Source organism: Vibrio tarriae (assembly GCF_002216685.1).
In the GTDB taxonomy this organism is placed as follows: domain Bacteria; phylum Pseudomonadota; class Gammaproteobacteria; order Enterobacterales; family Vibrionaceae; genus Vibrio; species Vibrio tarriae.
Genome location: NZ_CP022353.1, coordinates 1637941 through 1662422, shown reverse-complemented (window position 1 = coordinate 1662422; position 24482 = coordinate 1637941). Strand labels below are relative to the sequence as shown.

The window sequence follows — 24482 nt, the reverse complement described above, 5'->3', positions numbered from 1 at the left end:
AATCGTCGCAACGCAATATCCTTACCCATCATAAGCGTTATCTGTTTATGGTGGGTTTTTCATTTCTAGAGGTTAGCAGGCAATGATGAATCAGCGCATGAGTTTAACTTGGATTATCTGCGCGCCACTGCTTGTCGTTTTTGTGCTGGTCGCTTCGTTCTCTCAGCAATATCTGGAGGATCTTAACCAAGAGATTGATGATGCATATGCGGATATGCAGCAGCAACTTGTTCGAGCAGAAAAAGTGGTGACAGCACTGGATTATACTTTTACGCATAATCAACGTCCCGCGGAGAATATATTGTTCAAACACTCCGCTCGTGTGGTCAATAATGTTTGTCAAATCAAACCAATAGATGGGCTGGTTCTTGCTCAAGGCTTTAGCTCCAATTTTGCCGTACCCAAATTAAATCTGAGTTATATGTTGATTGGGGATGCCTCATTATGTGACACCAAACCAAGCCACGATCCAAGTTTACAAACCAGGCTTTCTATGGCTCCCATGCTTTCATTTTTGCACGACATGGATGAGTACATTTATGGTGTGCACTATGTGGATACCAGCGGCTATATCATTTCATCGCCCGATACGTTAGGTGCAAATGTGACTTTTCAGCAAATTAGAGATTTTATCGAAGAGAGTCCTTTGTGGAGTCATGCGATTGCTGCACCAAATATGATCGCGGTGGATGGGCCTTATCGTTCGGTGATTAGAGAGGAGCATGAGTGGTTATTAACTTTGATTTTGCCCGTCTATTTACAATCGAACTATCAAGGGTTGGTCGCAGTCGATATTGGCATACGTGAGCTATTGGGGCGAATGCCACATTTAGCATCCGGTTTTGGGATTATCGACCTTGAAGAGCAGCCACTTCCCACTGAAGCTTACCGACCTTATCGATTAGTCAGCAATTACGTTGATTACCATCAAGTGATATTTTATCAACTGGATTTCAAAGCTGAGCTATACAGTTTCTTGCAACACAAAAGAGGCAATTTGCTCGTCGTGGCTTTAGTTTACTTATTCTTGACGGGGGGGCTGATTTATCTCAATACCCGTTGGGATCGTCAACACTATGCCGAGCTTGCGTCACGCGATCCGATGACAGGGTTGCTTAATCGCCGAGGTATGGAAAGCTTTCTGAAAGGTAAACGGCACAGCCAATATTTAGCCATTGCCGTGTTGGACATCGATGATTTCAAACAAGTCAATGACACCTATGGCCATGATGTAGGCGATAAAGTGATCTGCTACATTGGTGAGCAGATTGAAAACCATATCCGCAGCTCAGATGCCGTGGCGCGCTTTGGTGGCGAAGAGTTTGTGGTTTATGTGACGGCGAAAGAAAAAGAGCAGATTACGAGAATTATGCAGCGCATTTTTGATGCCGTTTGCCACGATTCGCCTTTGATAATTGAACCAGGCTTTACCATATCGGGTGGGATAGAGGTGGTTGAAAGTACAGCAGAGCGCAGTTTTGAAGATTTGTTTAAAGCCGCTGATGAGAAGTTGTATATCGCGAAGACCAGCGGCAAAAGTCAGTTGGTGTATTGATGATTAAGCTAGGGTGGTGCGATGCAATTGATCGCTATAACGCTGCAATTGATCAACGATCGGCTCGACTTGAGTCAAAGTACGTAATTCACCAAACAGATCATTAGCCTGAGGGTATGCGTGGCGCAGATAAGCAAACCACTGCTTAATACGGTTTGGGTAGTATTTGCCTTTGTCACCACGCACTTCAAATTGCGTGTAGCTCAGTAGCAAATCCACCACTTCATGCCAAGGCATGGCGACGTGATTGTGTTTGACCACATTGCCTAAATTCGGCACGTTGAGCGCGCCGCGGCACACCATGAGTGAATCGACACCTGTGGTTTGGATGCAAGCTTGACCATCGGCGTAATTCCACACTTCACCATTAGCAATCAATGGAATACTGCATTTTTGGCGGATCTGGTCAATGTAATGCCATTTGATTTCGCTGGCCTTGTAGCCTCCGGCTTTGGTGCGCGCGTGCACAGTGAGCTCATCGGCTTTAGCTTGCGCAACGGCATCGACAATCTCAAAACAATCTTCCGGATCTTCCCAACCTAAGCGGATTTTCGCCGAAACAGGAATGTGCGCAGGCACCGCGTCACGACACGCTTTGACTACCTGATAAATTAGCTCGGGATGCTGCAAAAGAGCCGCGCCGCCTTTGCTTTGATTGACCATTTTGGCAGGGCAACCGAAATTAAGATCGATGCCATAAGCCCCAAGCTCAGCAGCGCGGATCGCGTTTTCGGCCATCCAGTGTGGGTCTTGCCCAAGCAGTTGCACCTTGACTGGAACACCGGACGGGGTTTTAGAACCCTGTCGTAATTCAGGACAGAGGCGATAAAACACATGATCAGGCAGCAGCAGATTCACTACGCGCACAAATTCGGTGACGCAGAAGTCGTAGTCATTGATTTGCGTGAGCATGTCACGCATCAAATGATCTAACACGCCCTCCATCGGGCCTAAAATAACTCGCATAGTGATGAATACCGGCTAGCGCTGAAGAAAAGGGAGCGAGATTGTAGTAGTAGCATCAATAAATGTCACCCATCCTTTCTGATTCAAGTTCAGTGTGACGACCTGCCACTTCTTTAGCTTTGAGTATATAATGCGGCGCAACTTTCCTTGTATTAAGCGTTTTCTATGAATTATTCCCTGATCGATCTCAGCGCGATTGAATGCCCTGAGTCGGATCTGTTTATTGAAGGTGTGGTGCTCGCTGCTAATTTTGCGACTCGTCCGCTCGATCCTGAGCAGTGGCTCCCCGAGCTGTTTGTCGAGCAACATCAAGCGCTATTACAACCGGTGACCGAGCAAATTCATCAGCAATACCAGAAGCTTAAAGGCAACGGTTATGATTTGTTGGCATTGTTGGCCGAGCATGCACCCTCGCGTGAGCAAGGTTTGGCAGATTTTGCGGAAGGCTTTATGCAATTATGGCCACAGGTAGAACCCATGTGGCAGCAAGGCGCATTTGCAGATGGCTCGATTCGTATGCTGCAAGCATTATTGACCACCTTGATGTTGGCGATTGATGAAGCGCAAACCCAAGCGCAAATGCGCGAAGCGGGCTATGAACAAGTTCCAGCGCTCGCCGATTTGATCGAGCAACTGAATTTCATGGTGCATGAAGTCGCGCTTGCGGCGGATGAAGCCATGCTCGGCGCTAAAGCACAAAGTGTGAATCCGTTTAAAGGCATTGGCCGCAATGATGCTTGCCCTTGCGACAGCGGTAAAAAATTCAAACAGTGTTGTGGGCAATAGTTTATTACACATCACTGACACGTTAGAGAAGGCAAACGCTTAGGCTTTTGCTTTATTATCTTCCTCATCGCTAAATTTCTTGGAGCAGAGTCAGCATGAACAAATGGTTAGCCCTGTTATTTTGTAGTTTCTCGGCCATTGCGGCCCCTAAAGATACCTTAAGTGAGCGTTTAGCCATGAGTGAAGGCTTCAGCGCGACCTTTAATCAGCAAGTATTAAGCCCAGAGGGAAAAGTGATCCTGACCGGAAATGGTAAGGTGGATATTGCTCGTCCGAGCCTATTTCGTTGGGAAACCGAAACGCCGGATGAAAACTTACTGGTCTCTGACGGTACAACTTTATGGCATTTCGATCCTTTCGTGGAGCAGGTCACCTTGTACCGCGCCGAAGAAGCTTTAGAGCAGACGCCTTTTGTGCTGCTGACTCGTAATAAAGCCAGCGATTGGGATACCTATCATGTGGAAGAAAAGGGTGATGTATTTACCCTGACGCCTACTGCGCTGGATTCAAACCAAGGCCGTTTCCAAATCACCATCAGTGAGAAAGGGGTGGTGCAAGGTTTTAAAGTGATTGAGCAAGATGGTCAGCAGAGCGAATTTACCTTTAGTAAGGTGAAACAGCAGAAACCAAACGCTAGCGTATTTAACTACAAAGTGCCGAAAGGCGTGGAAGTTGACGATCAGCGTAACTAAATCAGCACCAAGGAAGCGAGTCGAGTGAGTAATTACAGCTTAGATTTTTCCGGCGACGAAGATTTTCGTCCGTTAGCTGCCCGTATGCGTCCGCAAACCGTGGAGCAGTATATTGGTCAGCAACACATCTTAGGGCCGGGAAAACCGCTGCGCCGCGCATTAGAAGCGGGGCATATTCACTCGATGATTCTTTGGGGGCCTCCGGGCACCGGAAAAACCACTTTAGCCGAAGTGGCAGCCAACTACGCGAATGCGGAAGTGGAACGCGTATCGGCAGTGACGTCTGGAGTCAAAGAGATCCGTGCCGCGATCGAAAAAGCGCGTGAGAACAAACTCAGTGGTCGCCGCACCATTTTGTTTGTCGACGAAGTCCATCGTTTTAATAAATCGCAGCAAGATGCATTTTTGCCGCATATTGAAGATGGTACGGTCACTTTTATTGGCGCAACCACGGAAAACCCTTCTTTTGAGCTTAATAACGCGCTGCTTTCCCGCGCGCGGGTTTATAAGCTTACCTCGCTCAATCAACAAGAAATTCTGCAAGCTTTGCATCAAGCGATTGCGGATACTGAACGCGGGCTTGGCAAAGTGGCGGCGGTATTTGCTGATAACGTGTTGGATCGCCTAGCCGAACTGGTCAATGGCGATGCGCGCATGTCGCTCAACTATCTTGAACTGCTGTACGATATGGCTCGCGAAGATGATCAGGGACGCAAGCAGATTGATCTGCCTTTATTGGCCGAAGTCGCTGGTGAAAAGGTGTCGCGCTTTGATAACAAGGGCGATATTTGGTATGACCTGATTTCCGCTGTACACAAATCGATTCGAGGCTCCGATCCCGATGCAGCGCTGTACTGGGCGGCGCGGATGATTTCCGCAGGCTGTGACCCTTTGTATATCGCGCGCCGTCTGCTCGCGATTGCCTCTGAAGATGTTGGTAATGCCGACCCGCGGGGCATGCAAGTGGCGCTTTCTGCTTGGGATTGCTTTACCCGTGTGGGGCCTGCAGAAGGCGAGCGCGCGATTGCTCAAGCGATTGTCTATTTGGCGTGCGCGCCGAAAAGCAATGCGGTGTACACCGCGTGGAAACAAGCGCTGTCGGATGCGCATAATCTGCCTGAGTTTGAAGTGCCGCCGCATCTGCGTAATGCCCCAACGCGATTGATGAAAGATCTCGGTTATGGCGAGGAATACCGTTACGCCCATGATGAACCGGGCGCTTATGCTGCAGGGGAGTGCTACTTCCCACCAGAAATGAGTGGAACTCGCTACTATCAGCCTACTCAACGCGGGCTAGAAACTAAGATTGCTGAAAAGTTAGCGTATCTGGCGGATTTGAACGCAAAAAGCCCACAAAAGCGCTATGAAAAGTAGTGCCTTTTGGTTATCTTTGGCAGGGTAAATTTCAATACGCGTGGCTTTGGCTAAAAAGGAAGCACACGCGCTTTCTCGCAACTCTTAAAGCATAGGATTAGCAATGCTGGATTCTAAATTACTTCGTACTGAGCTGGACGAAACAGCTGCAAAATTGGCACGTCGCGGTTTTAAACTCGACGTGGAGACTATCCGTACTCTTGAAGAACAACGTAAGTCCATTCAAGTAGAAGTTGAGAATTTACAATCCACGCGTAACTCCATCTCCAAGCAAATCGGTCAACTGATGGCGTCTGGCGACAAAGCGGGCGCAGAAGCGGTTAAGCAACAAATCGGCACCTTGGGTGACGATCTGGATGCGAAAAAAGTTGAACTGGATGCGGTTATGGCGCAATTGGATGCGATCACCCAAACCGTGCCTAACATTCCAGACGATGCAGTGCCAAACGGTAAAGACGACAGCGAAAACGTAGAAGTTTCTCGTTGGGGAACACCAAAAACTTATGATTTTGAAGTGAAAGATCATGTGGATTTGGGCGAAATGGGCGACGGTCTGGATTTCGCTAGCGCAACCAAGATCACGGGTGCGCGTTTTGTGGTGATGAAAGGTCAATTTGCTCGTTTGCACCGTGCTATCGCACAGTTCATGTTGGATCTGCACACCGATCAACACGGTTACACTGAGCTGTATGTACCTTACCTAGTGAACGCGGAAACGCTGTTCGGTACAGGTCAATTACCAAAATTCGGTCAGGATCTATTCCACACTGAGCCTCTGACTGAGAAAGCCAGTGATGAAGAGCCACGCCGTCTGTCACTGATCCCAACCGCAGAAGTGCCAGTGACTAACTTAGTGCGTGACACCATTTTGGATGAAGCTGAACTGCCTCTGAAAATGACCGCACACACGCCTTGTTTCCGCTCTGAGGCGGGTTCTTATGGTCGTGATACTCGTGGTCTGATCCGTATGCACCAGTTTGACAAAGTGGAACTGGTACAAATCACTCGCCCTGAAGATTCCATGGCGGCATTGGAAGAGCTGACTGGCCATGCAGAAAAAGTTCTGCAACTGCTGGAGCTGCCTTACCGCAAAGTGATTCTGTGTACGGGCGACATGGGCTTTGGCTCGTGCAAAACTTACGACTTGGAAGTTTGGGTTCCAGCGCAGAAGACGTACCGTGAAATCTCTTCTTGTTCAAACATGTGGGATTTCCAAGCGCGTCGTATGCAAGCGCGTTTCCGCCGCAAAGGTGAGAAGAAGCCTGAATTGGTGCACACACTGAACGGTTCTGGTTTGGCAGTGGGTCGTACCATGGTCGCGATTTTGGAAAACTACCAAGAAGCCGATGGTCGTATTGTGATTCCTGCGGTACTGCAAAAGTACATGGGCGGTTTAACCCATATCGGTTAATCCTGTTTCCCATCAAGGGAAAATCAGCGCCCAAAGCACATAAGAATGAAAAAAGCCGACGTGATGTCGGCTTTTTTATGCTTGCCGTTTGTTGCGCAGCGTATTGTCTATTGTTTAAAGCAGTCTGGTTGGCTTAACGCGGCTGCAATGGCATCCACCAGTTTTTGCAGATGTTCAGGTTGACTAATATAGGGTGGCATTAGGTAAATCAACCGACCAAAGGGGCGGATCCAAACACCATACTCTACAAAGAGAGCCTGAATCACCTCCATATTGACCGGAAAATGTGTCTCCACCACCCCAATCGCACCTAGCCAACGAGTCTGTTTCACCAGTGGAAAATTATTGAGTTTAGGTAGATGTTCGGCAAAAAACGCTTCAATGTTCGCGACTTGCTGTTGCCAATCGCCTTGCTCAATCAGCGATAAACTCGCACTCGCCACCGCGCAAGCCAGCGGATTGCCCATAAAAGTAGGGCCATGCATAAAACAACCCGCTTCTCCTGCGCAGACGGTATCGGCCACTTGTTGGGTAGTGAGGGTAGCGGATAGCGTCATGTATCCGCCAGTGAGTGCCTTGCCCACACAGAGAATATCCGGTTGAATTCCCGCATGTTCACAGGCAAAGAGTTTGCCTGTGCGGCCAAAGCCGGTCGCAATCTCATCCAAAATCAGCAGCACACCAAATTCATCACACAAAGCGCGCACTTGGCGTAAAAACTCAGGGTGATAGATGCGCATACCCCCAGCGCCTTGCACGATAGGCTCAAGAATTACGGCGGCAATCTGGTGGTGGTGTTCAGCAAGTTTGTCACGAAAATCGGCAATATCACGATCATCCCATGCATCAAAAAATCCACCTTCTGGCGAGTTAGAGAAAATATGCTCGGGCAGAAAACCCTTGTACAGGCTGTGCATGGAGTTATCCGGATCGGTCACTGACATTGCGGCGAAGGTATCGCCGTGATAGCCGTGACGTAGGGTGAGAAACTTTGCTCTCGGCTGACCTTTACTGTGCCAATACTGCAACGCCATTTTCAGGCTCACTTCTACGGCGACCGAACCTGAATCGGCGAGAAACACTTGCTGTAAATTGTTGGGCGCGAGTTTGAGCAGCTTTTTGCAAAGCTCAATCGCGGGTTGATGAGTTAACCCACCAAACATGATGTGTGACATCCGCTCAATCTGCTGGTGCGCCGCTTGGTTGAGTGTGGGGTGATTATAACCGTGGATCGCCGCCCACCAAGAGGACATGCCGTCAACTAAGCTGCGTCCATCCTCAAGCGTGATCATTACGCCATCGGCTCGGCTTACCGGATAACAGGTCAGAGGTGTTAGAGTAGAGGTGTAGGGATGCCAGATATGGCAACGGTCGAAGGCTAAATCCATCATCATTCCAAAATTAATAAAAGATTAATTAGTAATCACATGTAAACCTTGTGATTTTCTTGTTGTTGACAGTCTAACGCCTGTCAGTAGACTAGCCAAGCATAAAACCAATAACCCCAATAAGGATTACACGTGGAAGTTCGTCATAACTGGACGGTCGCTGAGGTCAAAGCGTTACTGGATAAACCTTTTATGGATCTGCTGTTTGAAGCGCAGCAGGTGCATCGTCTTCATCATCCGCACAACCATGTGCAGGTCAGCACGCTGCTGTCGATCAAAACCGGCGCTTGTCCAGAAGATTGCAAATATTGCCCGCAAAGTGCTCACTATCGTACGGATGTAGATAAAGAGCGTTTGATGGAAGTCGAGCGCGTATTGGATGCGGCGCAAAAAGCCAAAAATTCAGGCTCGACCCGTTTTTGTATGGGCGCGGCGTGGAAGAATCCGAAAGAGCGTGATATGCCGCTGCTCAAAGAGATGATCCGCGGCGTCAAGGATATGGGGCTAGAAACCTGTATGACGCTGGGTATGCTGACGCCAGATCAAGCGCAGCAATTGGCGCAAGCGGGGCTGGATTATTACAACCACAACCTTGATACCTCGCCTGAATTTTACGGCAGCATCATCACTACACGCACATACCAAGACCGCTTAGATACCTTGTCGCACGTGCGTGATGCTGGGATGAAGATCTGCTCAGGGGGGATTATTGGTATGGGTGAAAGCACCAATGACCGCGCTGGGTTATTGGTTGAGCTGGCGAACTTATCGACCCATCCTGAAAGTGTACCGATCAACATGCTAGTCAAAGTGAAAGGTACGCCACTGGAACAAGTAGATGATGTGGAACCCTTCGATTTTGTGCGTTTGATTGCGGTAGCACGCATTATGATGCCGAAATCCGCGGTTCGTCTTTCAGCCGGACGTGAGAAGATGAATGAGCAGATGCAGGCACTGTGCTTTATGGCCGGAGCCAATTCGATTTTCTACGGTTGCAAACTGCTGACCACCCCCAACCCAGCAGAAGATAGCGATATGCTGCTGTTTAAAAAGCTAGGTATTAATCGTGAACAAGTGGCGCAAAAGCCCGATGAAATCACGGAAAATGAACTGCTGGATCGTGTCGTTGAACGCGTAGCAGCGCGCCCAACCGCCAGCGATTTATTCTATGACGCTGCGCTTTAAGTCGCGGATTGAGCAAGCTCTGAATGAGCGTGAACATTCAGGGCTGACGCGCCGTCTTCAGCTTTTAGAGCGAAGCGCACAAGGGGAACTGATTCAGCAAGATCGTACTTACCTGAACTTCTCAAGCAACGATTACCTTGGTTTAGCCAGTGATGCTGAGTTAGTGCAGGCTTGGCAAACAGGTCTGGCGCGCTTTGGCGCAGGCAGTGGCGCTTCGCCGATGGTGACTGGTTTTAGCTCCGCCCATGCTGAGTTAGAGCATGAGTTGTGTCAATGGCTTGGTTACGAGCGGGCGATCTTGTTCAGTTCAGGCTTTAGTGCCAATCAAGCCCTGTTGTTTACTTTGCTCGAAAAAGAAGACTTGCTGCTGCAAGACAAACTGAATCATGCCTCCTTGATGGAAGCGGGTATGTTAAGTCCTGCCACCATGAAACGCTTTAAGCACAATGATACAGATCATCTTCGCCAATTACTGAATGAGCAGAGCAACAGCTTAGTGGTGACGGAAGGGGTGTTTAGTATGGATGGCGATTGCGCACCCTTGGCGCAAATTGCAACTTTGGTGAAACAGCGCGCGTGGTTGATGGTGGATGATGCGCACGGCATTGGTGTGCTTGGAGAGGATGGGGCGGGGAGCTGTCAAGCAGCAGGGATTCATCCCGAGATTCTGGTCGTTACTTTTGGTAAAGCTTTTGGGTTAGCAGGTGCGGCGGTGTTGTGTGATGCACACGTTGGCGATTATCTGACGCAATTTGCACGCCACCATGTGTATTCCACCGCTATGCCTCCGGCACAAGCGCATGCTCTGACTCATGCTGCGCGGATGATCCAAAGTCAGTCTTGGCGTAGAGAAAAACTGGCTGAGCTGATGGCGTGTTTTGATGAATGGTGTAGTGACACGCCGGGTTATGTGTCGACGTCAACGCCAATCAAACCTTGGCTATTAGGCAGCAGCGAGCAAGCAATGGCGGCATCCCATCAACTGAAACAGCAAGGTATTTGGGTGAGTGCAATCCGCCCACCGACTGTGCCAGTCGGTAGCGCGCGATTACGCATTACCTTGACAGCAGCACACTCAAAGCAACAAGTCCGCTATCTGGCTGAACAGTTACAAAGAGTGATGGAGAAGCGCGCATGAGTATGACCGCTTGCGAACTTTATACAGAGCTGAAAGATAAAAGTGCTATTGCTCAAGCTTTCGGCAAAGCCGCCGAGCATTATGATCGACATGCGGCCTTTCAACGCGATGTTGGATTACGTTTGCTCGATAAAATGCCGAGTCGAATGGATGGCTTGTTGGTGCTCGATCTCGGTTGCGGAACGGGGTATTTTTCTGCGTTACTGCGTGAACGTGGTGCGCAGGTGGTATGCGCCGATATTTCTTTAGCCATGCTTGAGCAAGCAAGGCAACGCTGTGGCGATGAGGGTATGCATTACCAGTTAGCGGATGCCGAGCAACTGCCTTTAACACCAGCCAGTTTCGATTTGGTGTTTTCTAGCTTAGCGCTGCAATGGTGTGAAGATTTATCTTTGCCTTTGCGTGAGGTACGGCGAGTGCTCAAACCACAAGGTCAAGCCTTTGTTTCGACCTTGCTCGATGGCTCCTTGTTTGAGCTACAAGAGGCTTGGCGAAGTGTTGATCACCATCGTCATATCAATCAGTTCATTTCCATCAATCAGGTAAAAATTGCGTTAGCGCAAGCCGAGTGTGCGCAACATCACTTAGACTTAGCGCCAATCACCGTTTGGTATGAGACAGCCTTCGCACTGATGCGCGATCTAAAAGGGATCGGTGCCAATCATGTCAATGGGCGTTCAACGGGGCTGATCAGTCGCCGAACGTTGGCAAAAGTTGAGTTGGCCTACCAATCATTTCGTAACCAACAGGGTCTTGTGCCTGCCACATATCAAGTTTGTTTAGGGGTTATTCACCGATGAGAAATGCAATTTTTATCGCAGGGACGGATACCGACGTTGGGAAAACAGTCGCATCAAAAGCGATTCTTCAGGCGCTAGCGGCGCAGAATATTGCCACGATTGGTTACAAACCAGTGGCGGCGGGTAGTGATAAAACGGAATTTGGCTATCGCAATTCAGATGCTTTGCATCTCATGAAAGCAGCAACAGTGACAATGCCGTATGACGATGTGAATCCTTACGCTTTGGCTCTGCCGACATCTCCTCACATTGCAGCTAAACATGAAAATGTGGTGATTGATTATGCGTTGCTGAGTAATAAGCTAGCGAAACATAAACAAAATGCGGAGTTGGTGGTAGTTGAGGGGGCTGGTGGTTGGCGAGTACCCACATCGGATTCTGATTGTTTATCCACTTGGGTTAAACAAGAGCGCTTGCCCGTGATTTTAGTCGTTGGAATTAAGTTAGGTTGCTTGAGCCATGCAATTTTAACGGCGGAAGCGATTCGTGCCGATGGCCTTGAGTTGATCGGCTGGGTTGCTAACCGGATTAACCCAGGGACTGAGCATTATGCGGAGATCATTGAGCATCTAGAGGGGCGGCTCGGTGCACCGAAATTGGGGGAAATCCCTTATATGCCGAGCGCGAAGCGTCAGGAATTGGGTAAGTATATCAATCTCGAGTACGTGCTAGAAACGACGCCTACCGCGTAAGTGATAACAAATGATAATACAAAAAGGCAGCTCATACGTGAGCTGCCTTTTTAGTATCCGAAGTGCTTACTTTTCTGTACTCAGTCCCATCAGGGATTGCTGAGTTTCGACAATCTGCTTTTGCAGTGTCTGCTCTTTGGCTTCCAATCCGAGTTGAGTACGAGCTTCTTGTTCACTGATACCTAAATGACAACAAAGTAAATCAATCGCCATTTGGTAGCTATGTGCTTCAGCCATGTGTTTTCCTTTGTTTATGGTTAAATTCCTTTGACTCACGCACTCTATGCCTTCGTTCACACTATCTCAATACGACCAAAGTCTAACCCTTCCACCTTCTTGCTTCCTCAGCGTTGGCTGAACAGAATCTGGACATTAAATGTTGCAATTTACTGCTTAACCTTGTTTTTCAAATGGCAGAACATATGTTGTAAATAAGAACAAACGATGTGTGGTAAAGTCGCGCATCGCATCAGCTGAGAAGTTTCCTTCGGAGAGTAAGTCATGAAACGTATATTGTTATTCTTAGCAACTAACCTTGCTGTCGTATTGGTGCTTAGTGTTGTTTTGAATATTGTTTATGCCGTCACGGGTATGCAACCAGGGAGTTTGTCTGGTCTGTTAGTGATGGCGGCTGTGTTTGGCTTTGGCGGTGCATTTATTTCACTGTTGATGTCGAAAAGTATGGCCTTACGCTCAGTGGGTGGTGTTGTCATTGATACTCCACGCAATGAGATGGAACATTGGCTATTGGAAACGGTACGTCGCCAAGCAAGCCAAGCGGGTATCGGTATGCCAACGGTGGCGATTTATGATGCGCCAGATATGAATGCGTTTGCCACGGGGGCTAAGCGTGATGATTCTCTGGTCGCGGTCTCAACGGGTTTGCTGCACAACATGACGCGTGATGAAGCCGAAGCCGTGCTGGCTCATGAAGTTAGCCACATTGCTAACGGTGACATGGTCACCATGACGCTGATGCAAGGGGTGGTAAACACCTTCGTGATCTTCTTGTCACGCTTTATTGCCAATATCGTGGCTTCACGTGATTCGGAAGAAGGTGAAGGCAGCAACATGATGGTCTATTTCGGTGTCTCTATGGTTTTGGAGCTGGTATTTGGTTTGCTGGCAAGCTTTATCACCATGTGGTACAGCCGCCGTCGTGAATTCTACGCTGATGCGGGGGCCGCGCAGTTAGTCGGTAAACACAAGATGATTGCGGCGTTAGAACGTCTGAAAATGGGTCAGGAGTCGCATCTTGAAGGTTCGATGATGGCGTTTGGCATCACAGGTAAACGCTCTCTATCCGAATTAATGATGACTCACCCACCCCTTGAAAAACGTATCGCAGCACTGCGCAATATGTAATCTCTTCCAACCAGCCTTCGGGCTGGTTTTGTTTATCTTGATTTATAGTTTTCTTGAGCTCGTTTTCTTAACGCTCTTTAGTGATCCCTTACATTCTGAGTTTCGTAACATGAAGTATAAAGTTGTACAGAAAAAATCTTGTACAACTTTACAAACTCAACTATGGTTGTAATGCATTATACGAATCTTAAATTTGTATAACTTTAGGGATGAGCATTATGGACGTACAACACGTCGCGCAGTTTTATCAACAATTAGATAAGAGCCAATTACATAGGCTGATTGAAATCTATCATCCTGATGTGGTGTTTGAAGATGCCGCACATCACATCGAAGGGTTTGACGCCCTTTACCAGTATTTTTTGAATCTTTACCAAAACGTTCATACCTGTACTTTTACCATTCATGAGCAGTATGCGGTCAATGAGCGCGCGTTTTTGGTCTGGACCATGCATTTACGTCACCCAAAATTAGCCAAGGGCGAACAGGTGGATGTGAAAGGCGTGAGCCACTTGCGCTTTGCCGAGGGCAAAGTGACCTACCATCGCGATTATTTCGATATGGGGGAAATGCTTTATGAGCAATTGCCTGTGTTGGGGCAAGTTATCCGCGCGATTAAGCGGAGACTAGGACAATGACCGCGGTGTTCATTACCGGTGCGACCTCCGGAATTGGTAAACAACTGGCATTGGATTATGCCATACAGGGTTGGCAAGTTATTGCGTGTGGACGTAATCAGCCGGTGTTAGACAGCTTGCAGGCACAACACGCCAATATTTTTCCCTTGGCGTTTGATGTCACCGATCATCCCGGTACAAAAGCGGCATTAGCGCAGCTTCCATGTCAGCCAGAACTCTGGATTTTAAATGCGGGCGATTGTGAATACATCGATGATGGCAAGATGGATGTCACACTGATGGCACGTGTGTTCAATATCAATGTGCTTGGCGTAGCGGCGGTGATTGAAGGTATACAGCCACATTTGTCGCGTGGTCACCGTGTGGCGATTGTCGGCTCGATTGCCAGTGAGTTGGTCTTGCCGCGAGCAGAAGCTTATGGCGCTTCCAAAGCGGCCGTCGCTTATTTAGCACGAACGCTTCAACTCGATTGGCGTCCGCTTGGTATCGAAGTTACCACCATTTTTCCGGGCTTTGTCGCCACACCACTCACGGATCGCAATACTTTTGCCATGCCGATGATCATCACAGTAGAGCGTGCCGCCCAGGAGATCAAAGCTGGCTTGGCGCGCGGTGTGTCACAACTCTATTTCCCTAAACGATTTACTTGGCTGATTCGGCTACTCGGTGCTTTGCCTTATGCATGGCAAGGTCGCTTAGTTCGACGTCTGTTGAAGGCTTAATAAGGATTTTTTGATGAAAATTGCAATCATTGGCTCGGGCATTTCAGGTTTAACCTGTGGTTACTATCTGCACCGTTATCACGATATCACCCTATTCGAAGCCAATGACTACATTGGCGGGCACACTGCGACGGTGGATGTTGAGCTTGCGGGTAAGCCATACGCAGTGGATACGGGCTTTATCGTTTATAACGACAGAACCTATCCTAATTTCATCAAAATGATGGATGAGATTGGCGTACAAGGTAAACCGACGCAGATGAGCTTCAGTGTGCGCAATGATGCTAACGGTTTGGAGTACAACGGGCATACCCTGACTACCTTATTCGCTCAAAAGCGTAACTGGCTGAATCCAAAGTTTTATCGTTTTATCGCGGAGATTTTACGCTTTAACCGTTTAACGAAAGCGTGCGTCGATAATCAATTGGCGAATGAGCAAACCTTAGGTGATTTTCTGGCTCAGCATCAGTTTTCTGAATACTTCTGTGAAAACTACATTCTGCCCATGGGGGCGGCGATTTGGTCTTCCTCTCTGGCTGATATGCGAGCTTTCCCTCTGATGTTTTTCGCGCGCTTTTTCCTAAACCATGGCCTACTGGATGTTACTAATCGTCCGCAGTGGTATGTGATCCCCGGCGGTTCGCGCAGTTATATTGCACCTTTAACCCAAGGATTTGGTGATCGCATCCGCCTCAATAGCGCGGTCACTCAAGTGAAGCGTTTACCAACTGGGGTAGACGTTGTGGTCAATGGTCAGAGTGAGCGTTTTGATGAGGTGATTTTTGCTTGCCATAGCGACCAAGCTCTTGCCATGCTCAGTGATGCAAGTTCCACCGAACAACAACTGCTGTCTGCACTCGCTTATCAGGCGAATGAAGTGGTGCTCCATACGGATACTCGTTTGCTGCCCCAACGTAAAGCGGCTTGGGCGGCTTGGAATTACTGGTTGAAAGGTGAAGCCAATCAAGAAACGCGCTTGCCATCTTTGACCTACAACATGAATATTTTGCAGCATATTGAAGCGCCAGAGACGTTCTGCGTCACACTCAATAGTAGTGAGGACATTGACCCGAGCAAGATACTGCGCCGATTTACCTATCATCATCCGGTGTTTTCTCGTCCTGCGATTGAAGCGCAGCAGAAAAAAGCGCAGATCAGCGGTGTCAACCATACTTGGTTTTGTGGCGCATACTGGCATAACGGTTTTCATGAAGATGGGGTACGCAGTGCGCTGGATGTGGTAACCCAATTGGAAGCTTACGCACAGCGCAGTGAGCAAGGAGCGGCCTAATGCCTGTGCCCCAAGATAGCGCCGAGTGGCAAAGTTGTTTGATGGTTGGACACGTCAGACACCGACGTTTTACGCCGGTCGAGCACGCACTCAATTATCCGCTGTTTATGCCTTGTATTGATTTAGATGAATGGCCACAGTTGGCGGATAAAGTGTGGGGATTGGGTGAGCGTTGGTGGCATTGGGCGCGTTTTCGCCGTGAGGATTACCTCGGGCAAGGCCCGCTCAAACAAGCGGTGCTTGATAAGGTCGAGCAACTGACGGGAGAGCGAATAGAAGGCGGCAGAGTGGTGGCTTTGCTGCATCTGCGCTATCTCGAAATCTATTTTAGCCCAGTCAACTTTTACTACGTCTACGATAGCGAAAAGCGTTGGCGTTATTTGCTGGCTGAAGTCAGTAATACCCCGTGGAACGAGCGCCACTACTATGCGGTTCCAGCACAAGCAGCATTAACCTTTGAAGAGGCTGCCGTGATTAAGTGGCAGCATGCGAAAGCGTTTCATGTTTCGCCATTCAATCCCATCGAACAGAGATACCACTGGAAAATTAAACCCTTAACTCGCGCGCTGATGATCCATCTTGAGTGTCATCGTAGTGATAAAGAGTTTGATGCTACCTTAGCGATGCAGGCTGAACCCTTGAGCGCAAGCAATTTATTACCTCGATTGATCAAAACGCCGATCATGGCAGTAAAAGTGGTATTAGGCATTTATTGGCACGCTTTCAAATTGTGGCGCAAAGGTGCCCCGTTTTATGCGCACCCAGACCAAACTCAGAACAATAATAAGGAGCAACCTCATGTTAAATAGCTCGTCGATGGAAATATCCGGCTCTCTAACCAGCTGGCAGAAAGGTGCCCGCAGCGTAATTCACCGTGCATTACAGTATCTCGAAGGCAATTTAACGGTGATAGAACATTTCCCCGACCAAACCCAAACCAAGCATGAACAATTTGGCCAAAATAAGCCCGATGCCATTCATGCCGTGATCGAGGTTAAGCACCCGGATTTTTACAGCCGAGTATTGAAGGGCGGCAGTATTGCTGCCGCAGAAGCTTACATGGAAGGGTGGTGGGAAAGCCCTAATCTGACGGCTTTGATGCAGTTGATGGCTGCCAACCTCGGTACGCTGGATAAGCTAGAAAGTCAAAGTAGTCCTGTGACTCAATGGTTAAACCGTTTCACTCACTGGCTCAAACGCAACACCATAGATCAAGCCAAAGATAATATTCACCAGCACTATGATTTGGGGAATGAGCTTTACCAACTGTTCCTCGATGAAGAGATGCTTTACTCCAGCGCGCTGTTTACCCAACCTGAGCTCTCACTAGAGCAGGCGCAGCAAGCCAAAATGCAGCGTTTGTGTGAGCAACTACAACTGAAACCGACCGATCACGTGTTAGAAATTGGTACGGGGTGGGGCGCGATGGCGATTTACATGGCGCAGCACTATGGCTGTAAGGTCACCACCACCACCATTTCTGAAGAGCAGTATGCTTACGCACAGCAAAAAATTACGGCACTTGGGCTAAATAACCAAATTACCCTGCTCAAACAAGATTACCGTTTGCTGAGCGGTCAGTATGACAAGTTGGTATCGATTGAAATGATTGAAGCGGTGGGTAAGGCCTACTTGCCGACGTTTTTGAGCCAATGCTATGCGTTACTGAAGCCGCGCGGCAAAATGGCGATTCAGGCAATCACCATTGCCGATCAGCGTTATGAAAGCTACAGCAATAACGTGGACTTTATTCAGAAATACATTTTCCCCGGCGGTTTTTTGCCTTCGATCAGTGTGTTGACCGAATTAGCCACCAAACGTACTGGGTTGGTGTTGCGTAACTTGCATGACATCGGCATGGATTACGCACTGACGTTGCAACACTGGCGTGACCGCTTTGAGCAGCAACTGCCGAAAGTGCGTGATCTTGGGTATGACGAACGTTTCATCCGTATGTGGCGTTATTACTTTTGTTACTGCGAAGGTGGCTTTTTAGCCCGTAGCATCAGTACCGTGCACATGACTTTTGAACGAGATTAATCATGGCGTTAGTGGCGATATCATTATGGTTTGACCTGCTCTGGGCACTGGCTGTCTTGGGGCAGCAAACCTGGTTATGGCTCACCGCATTACTGGTGGTTGCCACCTATGGCTTAACGGCAATCCAGCGTCATCCATTGTTAGAAAAAATGGTGTGGATGGCGCTGGTGGGCATCATGATAGACAGCAGCAATATGCTGCTTGGATTACTCTCCTTTGCCGACGATCAATTTCCACTTTGGTTGGTGGCACTCTGGTTTGCCTTTACTTGGTATGCAGGCCACTTACTGCCGCAGCTTAACCAATATTCCCATACTCTTCTGTGTCTCGCAGGAGGCGTTCTGGGTAGTTTAAGTTATTGGTTTGGTTTCCGAATAGGTGCGGTTGGTTGGGAATACCCCACCTTTATCGTCATGTTGGCACTGTTTTTGGAATGGATAGGTATCACTTGGTTACTGTTGAAGGTAATGAGGCATGAAAAAAGGACTTATAACCCTATTCGTTTTGCTCGCGAGCGGACTTGGTTACGCCGCCGTCGCTAATGCGGCGCAAGCGGAGCATAAAACTTTCCAGCGATGGGCAGAATGGCCAGTCGTTGGACAGGCAACCCTTTCATGGCTGTGGTTGGACATCTACTCCTCGCAGTTGCGAGCGCCTGATGGCCAGTATCATGAGTCGCAAGATGTCTCGCCACATCCAGTGGCTCTTGAGATCCGTTATTTGCGCGATATCAGCAGTAAACAGTTGGTGGATGCCACTGAGTATCAGTGGCGAAAACTTGGATTCACCGCGCCGCAAACCCAAGCGTGGTTGAAGCAACTGCAGCAAATACTGCCGGATGTCGCGACGGGAGATCGCCTAGTGTATGTCTCTGATGGGCAGCGCGGAGAGTTTTTCTTTAGTCGCCAGCAACAGACGGAACGTTCGGTAGGCAGCATTGATGATGAAGCGTTTAATGATGCTTTTCTCTCCATTTGGCTGTCGCCGCAAACGGAATATTTAACCTTGCGTAATCAATTGATAGGAATGAATCGACCATGAGATTGGCTAAATGTTGGCTATTACTACTCTGTATCTGGCTTAGTGGATGCTCGGCAGAGATTGATGATTATCGTGCGATGACGCCTAAGTTTGATCTCTTCAATTACTTTGTCGGAACGACACATGCGTGGGGTATGGTGCAAGACTATACCGAGAAGCAGACGCGCCGTTTTGAGGTGGTAATTGAAGGTCGAATTGAGAATAACCAACTGATTTTAGTCGAAGACTTCGTGTTTGATGATGGGGAGAAGGATCAACGGATCTGGACGATTAACCGAACGGCTGATGATGAGTACGAAGGACGAGCGGATGACATTATTGGAACGGCTCGCGGTAAAGAAGTGGGAAATGCACTGCAGTGGCAATACGATTTTGTGTTGCAACGCGACAGCGGCGATGTGCAAGTACACTTCGATGACTGGTTGTATCGACAAGATGACAAGCGGGTATTTAATTTAACCAAAATTCGCAAATTTGGTCTTGAAGTCGGTCGGATTACTCTGTTTTTTGAAAAGCAGGAGTGAAACGGTCTGGTATAAACCAAGTCGATAAGTCGTCGATAAGTAAAAGGGGAGCCGTTGCTCCCCTTCGTCATTTGGTCTCTCTTGTCGAGATTACAGCTTGTCCGTCAGCTCAATCGCATAGCCAATGTAGCTGGCTGGTGTCATGGCTTTCAAGCGCGTTTTCTCTTCCGCTGGCAGTTCTAAACCATCAATGAATTGACGCATCGCTTCACCATCTACTCGCTTACCACGAGTCAGTTCTTTGAGCTTCTCATAAGGCTTTTCAATGCCGTAGCGGCGCATCACAGTTTGGATTGGCTCTGCCAGAACTTCCCAGTTGTGATCCAGTTCTGCAAGTAGTGCGTCGCGGTTCACTTCCAGCTTGCTGATGCCTTTCAAAGTTGAGGTATAAGCGATGATGGCATAGCCGACACCCACACCGAGGTTACGCAGTACGGTAGAATCCGTTAAATCACGTTGCCAACGAGAGATAGGCAGTTTTTGCGCTAAATGGGTAAATACCGCGTTCGCCAGACCCAAGTTACCTTCTGAGTTTTCAAAGTCGATTGGGTTGACTTTGTGTGGCATGGTAGAAGAGCCAATTTCACCCGCGATGGTTCTTTGTTTGAAGTGGCCCAGAGCAATGTAACCCCAAACATCACGATCAAAGTCGATCAAGATAGTGTTAAAACGTGCTACCGCTTCAAACAGCTCAGCAATGTAATCATGCGGCTCGATTTGCGTGGTGTACGGGTTCCAGTCTACGCCCAAAGATTCAGTGATGAACTCTTCGCTGAATTTATGCCAATCTACCGTTGGGTAAGCAGAAAGGTGCGCGTTGTAGTTACCCACCGCACCGTTGATTTTGGCTAGGATTTCTACGTTAGCGATCTGCTTGTATTGGCGCTCCATGCGGTAGGCCACGTTCGCCATCTCTTTACCCATGGTCGATGGAGAGGCTGGCTGACCGTGAGTACGAGAAAGCAGCGGAATATCGCGGTACTCTTTGGCCAGTTTGCGAATTGCGTCAATCACGTTACGAATTTCAGGCAGGATCACCGTGTCACGAGCTTCTTTGAGCATCAACGCATGTGAAGTGTTGTTGATGTCTTCGGAAGTACAAGCAAAGTGAATGAACTCGTTGACGGCATGCAGTTCAGGCATGGCCGCTACTTTCTCTTTCAGGAAGTATTCCACGGCTTTTACATCGTGGTTGGTAGTGCGTTCAATCTCTTTGATACGCAGTGCATCCGCCTCATTAAAGTTGGCGGCAATCGCATCAAGGAATTGATTCGCTTCGGCACTGAATGCAGGCACTTCTGCGATTTCAGTAGTGGCGGCTAGCTTTTGTAGCCAGCGAATTTCAACGATAGTGCGGTACTTTAGGAGACCAAACTCACTGAAGATACTGCGTAACGCAATCGTTTTACTTCCGTAGCGGCCATCTACCGGTGAAACAGCAGTCAATGCTGACAGTTCCATGTTCTTCTCCTGAATATTGAGTTAAAGGTGTGAGTAATTCGAGTGGGTAGCCATCACTTAGATTCGCGCTAACAAAATCTGCGCTTGTTCGATCATCTTTTTACGACCGAAAATCAGGTGACGACGGCGTCCACCAACCTGACGCCACAATACGGCGCAGCGGATCCCTGACAGGAGTAGGGCGCGCACTTTGTGCTGGTTAGCGGTTTGCTGTAATACGGCTGGTGTGCCAGTGACTTGAATGCGTGGGCCAATTGGGCTAATCACATCAAGGTAAATGCTGGCGAGGTTACTGATCATCTGATCATCAAATAAGTCAAAATGCTCAAGCTGACGCTCAATCATTTGAATGCGGTCACCGAGTTGGCTCATGGTATCGCGGCGACCACTTAATTTACGCTCAAGCGCCATTAGGCTGATCAGGTAACGGGTGATTTCGCTACCTGATGGCGTGCTGTCAATCCCTTTGACCAAGCACTCTAAGCCGAGCTTGAGCTGACTTTCGTGACCGAAAACTTCAAGCGTGTTACTTGGATTGGTACAAGTAATCGCTTTGAGCGACGTTTCAAACGCATCAGAATCACAGTACCCATTTTTGGCGACTTGCTGCACAAGTGCCACTGCCTGACAAATGCCAGCGAAAGCGATGGTACGGTCGTAAATTGCGTTAGCCACGTAAATCTCCTAAAAATTGACTTTAAATGCGCTCTTCAATAATGCCGCCACCAAGGCAGATTTCACCTTGATAAAAGACGGCGGATTGTCCCGGAGTCACGGCCACTTGTGGCTCGTCAAACATCACTTTGATGCGATCATCACTGAGCGGAATGATGGTACAAGCGATGTCACTTTGACGATAACGCGTCTTTACGCTGCAACGTACAGGTTCAGTGATGGGGGTGCGATCAACCCAATGTAACTGAGCCGCCACCAAACCATGCGATTTGAGGAGAGGATGATCCGCGCCTTGTACCGCGATGAGTACGTTGCGTTTGAGATCTTTATCCGCCACATACCATGGCTGTTCGCTGCTCTCTTTCATACCACCAATGTGCAGACCTTTACGCTGTCCGAGAGTGTGGTACATCAAGCCTTGGTGCTCACCAATCACTTTACCTTCCGGGGTCTCAATTTTACCCGGTTGGGCTGGCAAATAGCGAGATAAGAAGTCGGTAAATTTGCGCTCACCGATAAAACAAATACCGGTTGAATCTTTCTTCTTCGCGGTAATTAAGCCTTGTTCTTCGGCAATGCGGCGTACTTCAGGTTTTTCTAGTTCACCCACGGGGAATAGGCTACGCGCCACTTGCTCATGACTCAGAGTATAAAGGAAGTAGCTTTGGTCTTTATTACCGTCTAAACCGCGCAGCATTTGCGGTTTTTCGCCATTCTGCGGGAAGGTGCGACGCACATAGTGCCCCATGGCAATGTAGTCCGCATCCAGCACTTCATCAGCAAATTCTAAGAAGGCTTTAAATTTGATCTCTTTATTACACAAAATATCTGGGTTAGGAGTCCGTCCCGCTTTATATTCCGCGAGGAAGTATTCAAATACGTTATCCCAGTATTCTGCTGCGAAGTTAATGGTATGCAGTGGGATGCCGAGTTTGTCACACACCGCCTGAGCATCGGCGAGATCTTCTGCCGCAGTACAATACTCTTCGTTATCGTCTTCTTCCCAGTTTTTCATAAACAGGCCTTCCACTTGGTAACCCTGTTGCTTGAGAAGATAGGCTGAAACAGAGGAATCAACCCCTCCAGACATACCGACAATCACTTTCTTTTGGCTGTTTGCGCTGTGCTCTACAGACATCACTTATCTACCACTTGAGGAACTTGGACGGGGATTCTAACAGAAAGAATTTTTCGAGGACAGATCCGAGACGCTAATCACACTTCCCCGAACCTAAGCGCTATGTTGCTAACCTATTGAATCACTTGCGCTCCAAGCGCTAAGAGAAGAGCGCGAAATAAAATCCTCAGCGTGCAAACGTTTGCTTTTTTTTCCTTTATTGCTGCACTAAAAGGTGCGCGGTAGAATCGGCGCTCCTTTCATCCTTGAACCCAAGTAACCTTTATGAAATTTCCTGGCCAACGCAAATCTAAGCATTATTTTCCGGTTCACGCGCGTGATCCTCTGGTCATTCAAGCGCAAGAAAATAAGAAGATGTCGCGCACCCACATTATCGGTATTGATCAAACCCTAGTGGATATAGAGGCCAAAGTCGATTCAGATTTGATTGAACGTTATGGTTTAAGTAAAGGACACTCATTGGTCATTGATGATCAGGCTGCAGAAGCGTTATACAACGAATTAAAAGAGCAGCGTTTGATTACCAATGAATATGCAGGTGGAACTATAGGGAATACGCTGCATAATTACTCCGTGCTTGCGGATGATCGCTCCACGCTACTGGGTGTGATGAGCCAAGATATTAAAATTGGCAGTTACGGTTATCGCTATCTGTGTAACACTTCTAGCCGCATGGATCTCAACTATTTACAAGGTGTAGAGGGGGCGATTGGCCGCTGCTTTGCCTTGATTACCGAAGATGGTGAACGTACTTTCGCGATCAGCGAAGGTCAAATGAACCAATTACAACCAGACAGTATTCCTGAAAAAATATTTGCTAGTGCTTCTGCATTAGTGATCACGGCTTATTTAGTTCGTTGTAAAGAAGGCGATCCAATGCCGGAAGCAACAATGCGTGCCATTGAATATGCAAAAAAATATGATGTGCCTGTGGTATTAACCCTAGGTACTAAATTTGTTATTCAAGATGATCCGAAATTCTGGCAAGAATTTTTACGTGATCATGTCACTGTGGTGGCAATGAATGAAGATGAAGCATTAGCTTTAACAGGAGAAAGCGATCCGCTGGCAGCCTCAGATAAAGCGTTAGATTGGGTTGATTTAGTACTTTGTACCGCAGGCCCAGTGGGTTTATTTATGGCGGGTTACACCGAAGATTCCGCTAAACGTGAAACCACATTACCGTTATTACCGGGATCGGTCCCAGAATTTAACCGTTATGAATTTAGCCGTCCTGCGCGTAAAGAGAGTTGTATAAATCCTATTCGTGTTTATTCACATATTTCACCGTATATGGGCGGACCAGAGAAGATCAAAAATACCAATGGTGCGGGTGATGCAGCATTATCGGCCTTGTTACACGATATGGCAGCCAATAAATACCACAAAGAAAATGTACCTAACTCAAGTAAGCATCAACATGAGTTTTTAACCTATTCATCTTTTTCTCAAGTGTGTAAATATTCAAACCGCGCGAGTTATGAGGTGTTGGCCCAACATTCTCCACGTCTTTCACGTGGTCTTCCTGAGCGAGAAGATAGCCTTGAAGAGGCTTATTGGGAAAGATAATAAAAAAGGCTCCTTAGGGAGCCTTTTTTAT

General features: G+C 48.1%; 25 protein-coding genes. 19 read left to right on the top strand and 6 right to left on the bottom strand.

Annotation, left to right across the window (positions count from 1 at the left end; translation table 11 throughout):
- Window positions 1-85: 85 nt before the first annotated feature.
- A complete protein-coding gene (locus tag CEQ48_RS13235) occupies window positions 86-1555 on the top strand; it encodes a GGDEF domain-containing protein (RefSeq protein ID WP_089072378.1) in 1470 nt (489 codons plus the stop codon).
- A 3-nt stretch (window positions 1556-1558) separates the two neighbouring features.
- On the opposite strand, the gene dusC is transcribed toward CEQ48_RS13235, so the two are convergent.
- Complete coding sequence (gene dusC / locus CEQ48_RS13230; protein ID WP_089071569.1) at window positions 1559-2521, bottom strand: tRNA dihydrouridine(16) synthase DusC; 963 nt, start codon at window positions 2519-2521, stop codon at window positions 1559-1561.
- A 165-nt stretch (window positions 2522-2686) separates the two neighbouring features.
- Here dusC and CEQ48_RS13225 point away from each other — a divergent pair, with 165 nt between their 5' ends.
- From CEQ48_RS13225 to serS, 4 genes are all read left to right on the top strand, one after another.
- On the top strand, window positions 2687-3307 hold the full coding sequence (locus tag CEQ48_RS13225; RefSeq protein WP_089071568.1) for a YecA/YgfB family protein: 621 nt from the start codon (window positions 2687-2689) through the stop codon (window positions 3305-3307).
- Between the two features lie 95 nt (window positions 3308-3402).
- The gene (lolA, locus tag CEQ48_RS13220; protein WP_089071567.1) at window positions 3403-3999 is read left to right on the top strand and encodes an outer membrane lipoprotein periplasmic chaperone LolA; all 597 of its coding nucleotides are present in this window, start codon (window positions 3403-3405) and stop codon (window positions 3997-3999) included.
- A gap of 24 nt (window positions 4000-4023) precedes the next feature.
- Window positions 4024-5373 carry a replication-associated recombination protein A gene (locus CEQ48_RS13215; RefSeq protein WP_000073977.1) on the top strand — a complete coding sequence of 450 codons (1350 nt, stop codon included), beginning with the start codon at window positions 4024-4026 and terminating at the stop codon, window positions 5371-5373.
- A 103-nt stretch (window positions 5374-5476) separates the two neighbouring features.
- Window positions 5477-6784 carry a serine--tRNA ligase gene (gene serS / locus CEQ48_RS13210; protein ID WP_089071566.1) on the top strand — a complete coding sequence of 436 codons (1308 nt, stop codon included), beginning with the start codon at window positions 5477-5479 and terminating at the stop codon, window positions 6782-6784.
- A gap of 107 nt (window positions 6785-6891) precedes the next feature.
- On the opposite strand, the gene bioA is transcribed toward serS, so the two are convergent.
- Window positions 6892-8172, bottom strand: a complete 1281-nt coding sequence (bioA, locus tag CEQ48_RS13205; protein WP_198301152.1) for an adenosylmethionine--8-amino-7-oxononanoate transaminase — start codon at window positions 8170-8172, stop codon at window positions 6892-6894.
- 132 nt (window positions 8173-8304) lie between these two features.
- Between bioA and bioB the strand changes: the two genes are divergently transcribed.
- The 4 genes from bioB to bioD are packed head-to-tail and all read left to right on the top strand — an operon-like array spanning window position 8305 to window position 11987.
- A complete protein-coding gene (gene bioB, locus CEQ48_RS13200) occupies window positions 8305-9357 on the top strand; it encodes a biotin synthase BioB (RefSeq protein ID WP_089071564.1) in 1053 nt (350 codons plus the stop codon).
- The gene (bioF, locus tag CEQ48_RS13195) at window positions 9341-10495 is read left to right on the top strand and encodes an 8-amino-7-oxononanoate synthase (protein ID WP_089071563.1); all 1155 of its coding nucleotides are present in this window, start codon (window positions 9341-9343) and stop codon (window positions 10493-10495) included. The genes bioB and bioF overlap by 17 nt, the downstream gene beginning before the upstream one ends.
- The gene (gene bioC, locus CEQ48_RS13190) at window positions 10492-11295 is read left to right on the top strand and encodes a malonyl-ACP O-methyltransferase BioC (protein ID WP_089071562.1); all 804 of its coding nucleotides are present in this window, start codon (window positions 10492-10494) and stop codon (window positions 11293-11295) included. Before bioF ends, bioC begins: the two co-directional genes overlap by 4 nt.
- Window positions 11292-11987 carry a dethiobiotin synthase gene (bioD, locus tag CEQ48_RS13185; RefSeq protein ID WP_181710752.1) on the top strand — a complete coding sequence of 232 codons (696 nt, stop codon included), beginning with the start codon at window positions 11292-11294 and terminating at the stop codon, window positions 11985-11987. Before bioC ends, bioD begins: the two co-directional genes overlap by 4 nt.
- A 66-nt stretch (window positions 11988-12053) precedes the next feature.
- Here bioD and CEQ48_RS13180 read toward each other — a convergent pair whose 3' ends face one another.
- Window positions 12054-12224, bottom strand: coding sequence for a hypothetical protein (locus tag CEQ48_RS13180; RefSeq protein WP_181710751.1), 171 nt, complete (start codon window positions 12222-12224; stop codon window positions 12054-12056).
- A gap of 264 nt (window positions 12225-12488) precedes the next feature.
- On the opposite strand from CEQ48_RS13180, the gene htpX reads away from it, so the two are divergent.
- From htpX to CEQ48_RS13135, 9 genes are all read left to right on the top strand, one after another.
- Complete coding sequence (htpX, locus tag CEQ48_RS13175; RefSeq protein WP_089071560.1) at window positions 12489-13352, top strand: protease HtpX; 864 nt, start codon at window positions 12489-12491, stop codon at window positions 13350-13352.
- Between the two features lie 218 nt (window positions 13353-13570).
- Complete coding sequence (locus tag CEQ48_RS13170; RefSeq protein ID WP_198301151.1) at window positions 13571-13990, top strand: nuclear transport factor 2 family protein; 420 nt, start codon at window positions 13571-13573, stop codon at window positions 13988-13990.
- On the top strand, window positions 13987-14712 hold the full coding sequence (locus CEQ48_RS13165; RefSeq protein ID WP_089071558.1) for an SDR family oxidoreductase: 726 nt from the start codon (window positions 13987-13989) through the stop codon (window positions 14710-14712). The genes CEQ48_RS13170 and CEQ48_RS13165 overlap by 4 nt, the downstream gene beginning before the upstream one ends.
- A gap of 13 nt (window positions 14713-14725) precedes the next feature.
- Window positions 14726-16003 (top strand): NAD(P)/FAD-dependent oxidoreductase, encoded by a 1278-nt coding sequence (locus CEQ48_RS13160; RefSeq protein WP_181710750.1) that lies wholly within the window; start codon window positions 14726-14728, stop codon window positions 16001-16003.
- Entirely contained in the window at window positions 16003-16812 is an 810-nt protein-coding gene (locus CEQ48_RS13155) for a DUF1365 domain-containing protein (RefSeq protein ID WP_089071556.1), read from the top strand. Before CEQ48_RS13160 ends, CEQ48_RS13155 begins: the two co-directional genes overlap by 1 nt.
- Window positions 16802-18043, top strand: a complete 1242-nt coding sequence (locus CEQ48_RS13150; protein WP_198301150.1) for an SAM-dependent methyltransferase — start codon at window positions 16802-16804, stop codon at window positions 18041-18043. Before CEQ48_RS13155 ends, CEQ48_RS13150 begins: the two co-directional genes overlap by 11 nt.
- A 2-nt stretch (window positions 18044-18045) precedes the next feature.
- Complete coding sequence (locus CEQ48_RS13145) at window positions 18046-18585, top strand: DUF2878 domain-containing protein (RefSeq protein WP_089071554.1); 540 nt, start codon at window positions 18046-18048, stop codon at window positions 18583-18585.
- Complete coding sequence (locus CEQ48_RS13140; protein WP_089071553.1) at window positions 18518-19084, top strand: chalcone isomerase family protein; 567 nt, start codon at window positions 18518-18520, stop codon at window positions 19082-19084. Before CEQ48_RS13145 ends, CEQ48_RS13140 begins: the two co-directional genes overlap by 68 nt.
- Window positions 19081-19608: a DUF3833 domain-containing protein gene (locus tag CEQ48_RS13135; protein ID WP_089071552.1), complete on the top strand. Its 528-nt coding sequence runs from the start codon at window positions 19081-19083 to the stop codon at window positions 19606-19608. The genes CEQ48_RS13140 and CEQ48_RS13135 overlap by 4 nt, the downstream gene beginning before the upstream one ends.
- A gap of 90 nt (window positions 19609-19698) precedes the next feature.
- Here the strand turns inward: CEQ48_RS13135 and purB are convergent, their stop codons facing one another.
- Genes purB through mnmA form a run of 3 tightly spaced genes read right to left on the bottom strand, consistent with a single transcriptional unit; the run spans window position 19699 to window position 22882 of the window.
- Window positions 19699-21069 (bottom strand): adenylosuccinate lyase, encoded by a 1371-nt coding sequence (gene purB, locus CEQ48_RS13130; RefSeq protein ID WP_089071551.1) that lies wholly within the window; start codon window positions 21067-21069, stop codon window positions 19699-19701.
- 57 nt (window positions 21070-21126) lie between these two features.
- Window positions 21127-21744 carry a high frequency lysogenization protein HflD gene (gene hflD / locus CEQ48_RS13125; protein ID WP_089071550.1) on the bottom strand — a complete coding sequence of 206 codons (618 nt, stop codon included), beginning with the start codon at window positions 21742-21744 and terminating at the stop codon, window positions 21127-21129.
- Between the two features lie 22 nt (window positions 21745-21766).
- A complete protein-coding gene (gene mnmA, locus CEQ48_RS13120) occupies window positions 21767-22882 on the bottom strand; it encodes a tRNA 2-thiouridine(34) synthase MnmA (protein ID WP_000109995.1) in 1116 nt (371 codons plus the stop codon).
- Between the two features lie 264 nt (window positions 22883-23146).
- On the opposite strand from mnmA, the gene CEQ48_RS13115 reads away from it, so the two are divergent.
- Window positions 23147-24451: an inosine/guanosine kinase gene (locus tag CEQ48_RS13115; protein WP_089071549.1), complete on the top strand. Its 1305-nt coding sequence runs from the start codon at window positions 23147-23149 to the stop codon at window positions 24449-24451.
- Window positions 24452-24482: the final 31 nt, after the last annotated feature.

Excerpts from the sequence above, each read along its gene's own strand:
- CEQ48_RS13235 (WP_089072378.1), top strand. The coding sequence starts at position 86 with ATGAATCAGCGCATGAGTTTAACTTGGATTATCTGCGCGCCACTGCTT.
- dusC (WP_089071569.1), bottom strand. The coding sequence starts at position 2,521 with ATGCGAGTTATTTTAGGCCCGATGGAGGGCGTGTTAGATCATTTGATG.
- CEQ48_RS13225 (WP_089071568.1), top strand. The coding sequence starts at position 2,687 with ATGAATTATTCCCTGATCGATCTCAGCGCGATTGAATGCCCTGAGTCG.
- lolA (WP_089071567.1), top strand. The coding sequence starts at position 3,403 with ATGAACAAATGGTTAGCCCTGTTATTTTGTAGTTTCTCGGCCATTGCG.
- serS (WP_089071566.1), top strand. The coding sequence starts at position 5,477 with ATGCTGGATTCTAAATTACTTCGTACTGAGCTGGACGAAACAGCTGCA.
- bioA (WP_198301152.1), bottom strand. The coding sequence starts at position 8,172 with ATGGATTTAGCCTTCGACCGTTGCCATATCTGGCATCCCTACACCTCT.
- bioF (WP_089071563.1), top strand. The coding sequence starts at position 9,341 with ATGACGCTGCGCTTTAAGTCGCGGATTGAGCAAGCTCTGAATGAGCGT.
- bioC (WP_089071562.1), top strand. The coding sequence starts at position 10,492 with ATGAGTATGACCGCTTGCGAACTTTATACAGAGCTGAAAGATAAAAGT.
- bioD (WP_181710752.1), top strand. The coding sequence starts at position 11,292 with ATGAGAAATGCAATTTTTATCGCAGGGACGGATACCGACGTTGGGAAA.
- CEQ48_RS13180 (WP_181710751.1), bottom strand. The coding sequence starts at position 12,224 with ATGGCTGAAGCACATAGCTACCAAATGGCGATTGATTTACTTTGTTGT.
- htpX (WP_089071560.1), top strand. The coding sequence starts at position 12,489 with ATGAAACGTATATTGTTATTCTTAGCAACTAACCTTGCTGTCGTATTG.
- CEQ48_RS13170 (WP_198301151.1), top strand. The coding sequence starts at position 13,571 with ATGGACGTACAACACGTCGCGCAGTTTTATCAACAATTAGATAAGAGC.
- CEQ48_RS13165 (WP_089071558.1), top strand. The coding sequence starts at position 13,987 with ATGACCGCGGTGTTCATTACCGGTGCGACCTCCGGAATTGGTAAACAA.
- CEQ48_RS13160 (WP_181710750.1), top strand. The coding sequence starts at position 14,726 with ATGAAAATTGCAATCATTGGCTCGGGCATTTCAGGTTTAACCTGTGGT.
- CEQ48_RS13155 (WP_089071556.1), top strand. The coding sequence starts at position 16,003 with ATGCCTGTGCCCCAAGATAGCGCCGAGTGGCAAAGTTGTTTGATGGTT.
- CEQ48_RS13150 (WP_198301150.1), top strand. The coding sequence starts at position 16,802 with ATGTTAAATAGCTCGTCGATGGAAATATCCGGCTCTCTAACCAGCTGG.
- CEQ48_RS13145 (WP_089071554.1), top strand. The coding sequence starts at position 18,046 with ATGGCGTTAGTGGCGATATCATTATGGTTTGACCTGCTCTGGGCACTG.
- CEQ48_RS13140 (WP_089071553.1), top strand. The coding sequence starts at position 18,518 with ATGAAAAAAGGACTTATAACCCTATTCGTTTTGCTCGCGAGCGGACTT.
- CEQ48_RS13135 (WP_089071552.1), top strand. The coding sequence starts at position 19,081 with ATGAGATTGGCTAAATGTTGGCTATTACTACTCTGTATCTGGCTTAGT.
- purB (WP_089071551.1), bottom strand. The coding sequence starts at position 21,069 with ATGGAACTGTCAGCATTGACTGCTGTTTCACCGGTAGATGGCCGCTAC.
- mnmA (WP_000109995.1), bottom strand. The coding sequence starts at position 22,882 with ATGTCTGTAGAGCACAGCGCAAACAGCCAAAAGAAAGTGATTGTCGGT.
- CEQ48_RS13115 (WP_089071549.1), top strand. The coding sequence starts at position 23,147 with ATGAAATTTCCTGGCCAACGCAAATCTAAGCATTATTTTCCGGTTCAC.